Annotated in this window: 6 protein-coding genes; 5 read left to right on the top strand and 1 reads right to left on the bottom strand. The window is 37.6% G+C overall.

The features are described from left to right. On the bottom strand, nucleotides 1–1074 hold a 1074-nt coding region (locus F6K13_RS10445), incomplete at its 3' end, for a ParM/StbA family protein (protein ID WP_287287328.1). A gap of 1240 nt (nucleotides 1075–2314) precedes the next feature. On the opposite strand from F6K13_RS10445, the gene ftsH2 reads away from it, so the two are divergent. The 5 genes from ftsH2 to F6K13_RS10425 all read left to right on the top strand — a co-directional run bounded on the left by ftsH2 (nucleotide 2315) and on the right by F6K13_RS10425 (nucleotide 7308). Continuing rightward, the gene (gene ftsH2, locus F6K13_RS10440; RefSeq protein WP_124145831.1) at nucleotides 2315–4201 is read left to right on the top strand and encodes an ATP-dependent zinc metalloprotease FtsH2; all 1887 of its coding nucleotides are present in this window, start codon (nucleotides 2315–2317) and stop codon (nucleotides 4199–4201) included. A gap of 553 nt (nucleotides 4202–4754) precedes the next feature. Beyond that, on the top strand, nucleotides 4755–6065 hold the full coding sequence (locus F6K13_RS10435) for an aminopeptidase P N-terminal domain-containing protein (RefSeq protein WP_124154846.1): 1311 nt from the start codon (nucleotides 4755–4757) through the stop codon (nucleotides 6063–6065). 389 nt (nucleotides 6066–6454) lie between these two features. After that, a complete protein-coding gene (locus F6K13_RS10430; protein WP_287287326.1) occupies nucleotides 6455–6586 on the top strand; it encodes a hypothetical protein in 132 nt (43 codons plus the stop codon). Between the two features lie 284 nt (nucleotides 6587–6870). Next, nucleotides 6871–6990: an ATP-binding protein gene (locus tag F6K13_RS35060; protein ID WP_353734854.1), complete on the top strand. Its 120-nt coding sequence runs from the start codon at nucleotides 6871–6873 to the stop codon at nucleotides 6988–6990. A 63-nt stretch (nucleotides 6991–7053) separates the two neighbouring features. Beyond that, on the top strand, nucleotides 7054–7308 hold the full coding sequence (locus F6K13_RS10425; protein WP_124145833.1) for a hypothetical protein: 255 nt from the start codon (nucleotides 7054–7056) through the stop codon (nucleotides 7306–7308). Nucleotides 7309–7493: the final 185 nt, after the last annotated feature.

Genomic DNA, 7493 nt, shown 5'->3' with positions numbered 1-7493 from the left:
TTGAGCCTCTTCATAAATATATTGTCCCAGAGCATTTGCTTCTCTAGGTGGTTGAGCTAAATGAGCATTGAGACCTGCCTCTTGTAATAACCTTTCCAAATCTTCCTGGAAAAATTCTGCACCACCGCCAGTCATAACAACATCTGTCACCCTTTCTGGTAGCCACTTAATCAAACGGTCACAGAGTTTAGCTGCAAAAACTTTACGCAACTCAGGCACAACGCCATCAAGATTAATAGGTTTTGTCGCTCCTCTGGGACGGTAGGAACGCTGGCCTTCTGGTTTATGGACTGCTTCTAGCAAATATAAAGACTGAGCATCTGATCCCTCAATCTTAGAAGCCACATCTTCATAAAATTGGCTCATGGCAAAAGGTTCACTCTTAGAAGCAGCTCTAGCAAACCGAAAACGGTCTACCATTAAAAAGTCTGTAGTCTGATGGCCAATATCAACAATAGCAAGAGATAGTTTAGGTAACTCTGGCTGAAATTCCTTGCCGTTGTTAGCTTCACACCATAGCAAACTACCATACCCCTCTGGCATGATCCAAACCTTATTAATTCTAATTTCGGTAGGTTCGCTACCTCGATAAGACATTTTATGAGGACATTGTAATTGACTAACAATCTGTTCCTTTTCCTTTTCAAATTGCTCTTGGGAATAAAATGGTAAACCCATCACAACTGAAAATTCGCCTTTGAGCTGAAAATAACCAGCACAGGCCAAAATTTTAATGAGAGCATCTTCGACTTTGGACTTGGCAAAAGAGCGTTCATCACCGAATAGATTGGCCCCAAAATCAGCAGCCAATTGACCTACAGCGTATCCAGAGCCTTGATATTCCAGCCACATATCTAATAGTGGGTCTGTAGGTTTAGACTCAAAATTACCCGATCTTACTTGTTCTAAACTTAATTGTTTGACATTAGCTGGAATGAAAACTACACCATTTGGAGTCCGACTAACACAAGCTTTACTAGCTGTCCGTCCTAAGTCCACACTCAGGATTGTTTTTTTATGGACACTAGGTGGTTTCTGGGTCAGCATTGCTGCTGCTGGCTGTTTAATAACCATTAGGTTGTATTACCTCACTAAATTTTTAAATCAAAACACTACCGTTGTTAAAAATCCTAAGTTATAAATGAATTAAGACCTACGGTATTAAGCGAATAAAATTAACATAGAATTTAGAAGTAAAGTACTTTCAGAAGTTTCAGTCAACTGGAGAATACACAGTCTATACTTTTACATCTTCACTTCTGCAATACGAGGAGATTACCATATCAGGCGTGAGACATTCCTCTATTTCACACTTGTTTTAACAAGGGATTATTTTCAACCGAGTGATCGAAAAGTGGAGATTTTCAGAATTCCCCCAGATAGGTTTTTGGTCAAACCTGTTCTTTTGAGTCGAGGACATATAGCTAACTAAATATAATATTAGATATTAGTCTGATCAAAATTATTATTAAAGCATAGTTTCACGAAGCTCCATTAATTGAACAGGTTAATGAAACTTTTCAGGAATTATTATAAGAATTTCTAAGTTAATTAAAATAACTTTCCACAAACTTAGCATCTTAAGTTAAAAATGTTTAGCACATATAAAGGAAAAGGAAGAGGAAAAAAGTTGATTTTTTGACCGTGCCTCACTTCACTGGCAAGTGAAACATCTAGGGAACTAGAGTAATTCCCTACTTCTGACAAAATGACTTAATATTAATTTAGATATTAATTTAGAGATTTAACCTTAAATTAATACTTCCTTCTTAATATTCTTGATCATACCCTTCACTTATTTTCTCATCAAAGCCTTAGAAATTAAATATTCTCTTCTAAATATATATGTTGCTAACCCTAGCCTAAGATTGCTTCCATCGGGGATAACTCTAAAGGAATTTCTACTCCCCTAATTTGTTTGTGTCAATGCCAGGAGATTTGTTCTGGAAGTCCAAGTAGTTGCCCTAATGTCTATTGTTAAGTTACATTTAGTTAAGATTATGAGTATTTCTTGGCCACTGGACTAACGGTGTTAGTTCCAGTAGCTGATGGGGGAGACCCCCAAAACTGCCCTGGCTTACCTGTGGAGCAAACCTTTAAACCTGAAATGGTTGACCCCAAAGAATGGTAGGTACATTGTTAGCGTTTGCCGAGTATTCCCTAGGAAAGCTCCTCTAGAAGAGGCAACAGGGAGCCAAATAGTTATATTTGGGACTCTCCGCCTTCAATCAAGTCAGGTGGGCAAAAATATCAAAAGTGTAATTTTTTACACCAACTATTTCAATTCAATTTTACTAAAAGAGGCCAATAATTTATGAAAATTTCTTGGAGAACAATTGTACTTTGGAGCTTACCAGCTCTAGTCATAGGTTTTTTCATTTGGCAAGGAGCATTTTCCCCGACAGTAGCAAACATGGGTAGCAATACCGCTAGTACCCGGATGAGCTATGGTCGATTCTTGGACTACTTACAAGCAGACCGAGTGACAAGTGTAGACCTTTATGAAGGTGGCCGTACAGCTATCGTTGAAGCAGTAGATCCAGAACTAGATAATCGGGTCCAACGATTAAGAGTAGATTTACCAGCTAATTCCCCAGACCTAATTTCTCGTCTACGAGAAGCAAATATTAGTTTTGACACTCATCCCCCACGCAATGAAGGGGCAATATGGGGATTATTAGGAAATTTGGTTTTCCCAGTTTTATTAATTGTCGGTCTATTTTTCCTCTTCCGTCGCTCCAGTAATGTTCCTGGTGGCCCTGGACAAGCAATGAATTTTGGTAAGTCTAAGGCCCGCTTCTCCATGGAGGCGAAGACAGGTGTACTATTTGATGATGTGGCTGGAGTTGATGAGGCCAAAGAAGAATTACAAGAAGTTGTGACTTTCCTCAAAAAACCAGAACGATTCACTGCAGTGGGAGCGCGAATTCCTAAAGGTGTGCTGTTAGTTGGCCCTCCGGGAACTGGTAAAACTTTGTTGGCCAAGGCGATCGCTGGTGAAGCTGGTGTTCCATTTTTCAGTATTTCTGGTTCGGAATTTGTGGAAATGTTTGTGGGTGTGGGTGCTTCCCGCGTTCGCGACTTATTCAAAAAAGCTAAGGAAAACGCTCCCTGTATTATCTTTATTGATGAAATTGATGCGGTGGGTAGACAACGTGGTGCTGGTATCGGTGGTGGTAATGATGAAAGGGAACAAACTCTTAACCAGTTGTTGACAGAAATGGATGGTTTTGAGGGCAACACTGGTATCATTATTATTGCTGCTACTAACCGCCCTGATGTATTAGATTCTGCATTATTACGTCCAGGCAGGTTTGACCGTCAAGTTACTGTTGATGCTCCAGACATTAAAGGTCGTTTGTCAATTCTGGAAGTTCACGCTCGCAACAAGAAGCTCAGTGAAGAAGTATCTCTAGATGCGATCGCTCGTCGTACTCCTGGTTTTACAGGTGCAGATTTGGCCAACTTACTGAATGAAGCTGCAATTCTCACTGCTCGTCGTCGTAAAGAAGCAATTACTATGCCGGAAATTGATGATGCTGTAGACCGGGTGGTCGCAGGTATGGAGGGAACTCCACTTATGGATGGTAAGAGCAAGCGGTTAATTGGTTATCACGAGGTTGGTCATGCCATCGTTGGTACTTTGATCAAAGATCATGACCCAGTGCAAAAAGTCACTTTGATTCCCCGTGGTCAAGCTCGTGGCCTCACCTGGTTTATGCCTAGTGAAGACCAAGGTTTAATCTCTAGGTCACAAATTTTGGCTCGTATTACTGGTGCTCTTGGTGGTCGTGCTGCTGAGAAGGTTATTTTTGGTGATGCTGAGGTGACAACTGGTGCTGGTAATGACTTACAACAGGTTACAGGGATGGCACGTCAAATGGTGACTCGTTATGGTATGTCTGATCTTGGTCCGATGTCTTTGGAGACTCAACAAAGTGAGGTGTTTTTGGGTCGCGACTTAATGACTCGTTCAGAATATTCTGATGAGATTGCTTCTCGTATTGATGATCAAGTTCGTACTATTGTTGAGCATTGTTATGAGCACGCTTGTAATATAATGCGTGAGAACCGGGTCGTCATAGATCGTTTAGTTGATTTGCTCGTTGAGAAAGAAACTATTGATGGTGATGAGTTCCGACAAATTGTGTCTGAGTACACTAATGTTCCAGAAAAAGAACGTTTTGTTCCAATCATGTAATTTCAAGAAGCACTTCAGCTATCAGCTATCAGCGTAATTGAGGTTTTACACTTCAGTTAATTTAGTAGGTTTATGATGATACATTACCTAATTTACTAATAGTTGAAGCGTGAAATATAGTGTCTTAAAAAAGAACTGAAAGTTAAGTAGTTTTTGTACTTAATTTTTGGTTCTTTTAATATAGCGGGAAGAAGGAAGAAGGATTTAGTTATCTAGAAGTAATATCAAGTTGCACTGACTTAACCACTATATAAAAAGATGGCATACTCCTCAAGAGTCATCTTAAGATGACTTAAACTATTAGCCAAGGATTGAAATCTTTGGCGAGGTTTGCAAGTCATGTCATCCGCCAAGAAATAAATTTCTGGGCTGCATAGCAGAAGTCATCTTTAGATGACTGAAGATGGCTAATTTATTATGGCTAATTAATGAGACTTGATATAAGAATGTTTTTTCTGATAAATTTTTCCCTGTTCCCTGTTCCCTGTTCCCTGTTCCCTAAAACTTTTATTGTGGGTATTTTCAAAATACATAAATATTACTTCTGAAAAATATGACAATTTCAACAGAATATAAACAAAGACGCAAACAATTAATGACAAAAATTGGCAATGGTACGGCTATATTTAGAAGTGCGCCAATGGCTGTCATGCACAATGATGTAGAATATGCTTATCGTCAAGATAGCGATTTTTTTTATTTAACTGGTTTTAATGAACCAGAAGCTGTAGCTGTTATTGCACCACACCATGAAAAGCATAAATTTGTTTTGTTTGTGCAACCAAAAGACCAAGCAAAAGAAACTTGGACTGGTTATCGTGCTGGAGTGGAAATTGCTAAGGAAAAGTATGGTGCTGATGCAGCTTTTTCTATTAATGAACTGAATAAAAAGTTACCTGAATATTTGAAGGGTGCCGATAAAATATATTATCGTTTAGGACGCGATCGCCATTTCAATGAAACAATTCTTCGGCATTGGCAAAATTTGATGCGGGTCCATCCGAAAACTGGTACTGGTCCGATCGCCATTCAAGATGCGGGTACGGTTTTACATCCGATGCGTCTGCTTAAAAGCACTGCGGAATTAGAACAAATGCGGAAAGCTGCTGATATTGCTGTTGATGCTCATAACCATGCGATGAAGTTTGCTCAAGTGGGGCAGTTTGAATATCAAATTCAAGCGGAAATGGAGTATATTTTTTCTCGTCATGGAGCGACTCCTGCTTATCCTTCTATTGTTGCTTCTGGTGCTAATTCTTGCATTCTTCATTACATAGAAAATAATCGGCAAATGCAAGAAAATGATTTGTTGTTAATTGATGCTGGAGCTGCTTACAATTATTATAATTCTGATATTACTCGGACTTTTCCTATAAGTGGAAAGTTTACACCGGAACAAAAGGTTATTTATGAGTTGGTTTTAAGAGCGCAACAAGCAGCAATTTCTGAAGTAAAACCAGGAAATCCTTATAAACAATTTCATGATACAGCAGTACGAGTATTAGTGGAAGGTTTGATTGATTTAAAATTATTAAAAGGTAATATTGATGAAATAATTGAAAAGGAAAAATATAAGCATTTATATATGCACAGAACCGGACATTGGTTAGGTTTAGATGTACATGATGTGGGTGTTTATCAGTGGGGAGAAAATCCACAAAATTTACAACCAGGGCAAGTTTTAACTGTGGAACCTGGTATTTATATCGGACCGAATATTAAATCAGTTGAAGGTCAACCGGAAGTATATGACCGTTGGCGTGGAATTGGAGTTAGAATTGAGGATGATGTTTTAGTCACTGCAGAAGGAAATGAAGTATTAACTGCAGGAGTTCCGAAATTAGTTGAGGAATTAGAAAATTAAATTTTTCTTCTTTTACTTAATAGACATCTCCAGAAAAGAGGGAGTAGTAGGGAGGTTGCATGCAATCTCCCTACAGAGTAGGCGGAAATAATTAATGATTTATGTACGAGAATTAATTTGATTTTTTATTATTGGAGATGTCTAATGAAAAAATAGTGAATTAACTAGAATTATTCAGCATCAATAACTTATATAGCATTTCAACGGTAGGGTGCAGACATATCCACTACTTAGGCAATGGCACTAATTATAGTAGTTAAATCAGCAATAATCACCAAATTATACACTATATTTGATTTGGAGAAAAATTATTAACAATAGTAGGGGCAACGGGAGCAATAATTTATGCAGAAGGAGAACTTCAAAAAATAGGAAAAAATCTCAAAGTAATGATAATTAGACATCTACTCCACGCATCGGGAGTAGGGAGTAGGCAGCTTTGCTGTAGGGAACCCACCCCTCGCCCCTCCCCCTCCCTAGAGGGGAAAGAATTGATAATTTCTTTGGGATATAGATATTGATTTTTGATTCTTGGAGATGTCTATTAGCTGAAGGTAAAATTGAAAAACTGATGTTTTGCGCCCAAAGTTAATCTCAAAATCATTACCACTCAGCAACGCCAAATTTACCGATAATTTATGGTGACAAAATTATCATGGAAGAAGTATTTAGCAATTTAATTAATAATGCTGTTAAATATAATAAAAAAACTCATAAAACTGTAGAAATTGGTTATAAAAAAACTGAATAATCTGCCTGTATGATATCTATCAAAGATAATGGTATAGGTATTCGATAAAAGCATATAGAGACAATTTTTAAACTTTTTAAACGATTACATGGGAAAGATAAGTTTGGTGGCAGTACAGGGGTGGGTTTAACAATAGTCAAAAAAATCATTGAGCGTCATGGTGGTAAAATTTGACTGGAGTCTAATTATGGAGAAGGAACAACATTCTATCTCAAATTATCAGAGAATTAATCATCAATGAGTGAATTACTAAATAAACAAAAAAAATTATCTTTGCTAATAGTTGAAGATAGTGAGGAAGATTACACTAAATTAATCCGACTTCTGAGGAAACAAGGTTTTGAGTATCCTATATATCACTGTGTAGATGGAGATAACGCATTAGATTTTGTTTTCCAGACAGGAGAATATTCTCCTGAAGTAGCTCCTCGTCCTACACTGATTTTAATAGATTTAAATCTGCCAGGAACTGATGGAAGAGAAGTAATTTAAGTTATCAAGAATCATCAACAATATGTAGTTTGGGTTAAGCGCATCCTTTATAGTTAAATGAAGCTATCCCACTATTTTTAACAAGTTTATTTGTTTAAGTAAAATGTGTTTGAAAAGCTTGATTTTTCGTTTTTAAGTATCAACATATTTAGAGTTTTTAGCAAAAGTCTTATTAGTGGGATAGG

Source organism: Okeania sp. SIO2B9, from assembly GCF_010672505.1.
Classification (GTDB): Bacteria; Cyanobacteriota; Cyanobacteriia; order Cyanobacteriales; family Microcoleaceae; genus Okeania; species Okeania hirsuta.
Note: the sequence above shows the minus strand (reverse complement) of the source record. Positions and strands in the feature narration are given on the sequence as shown.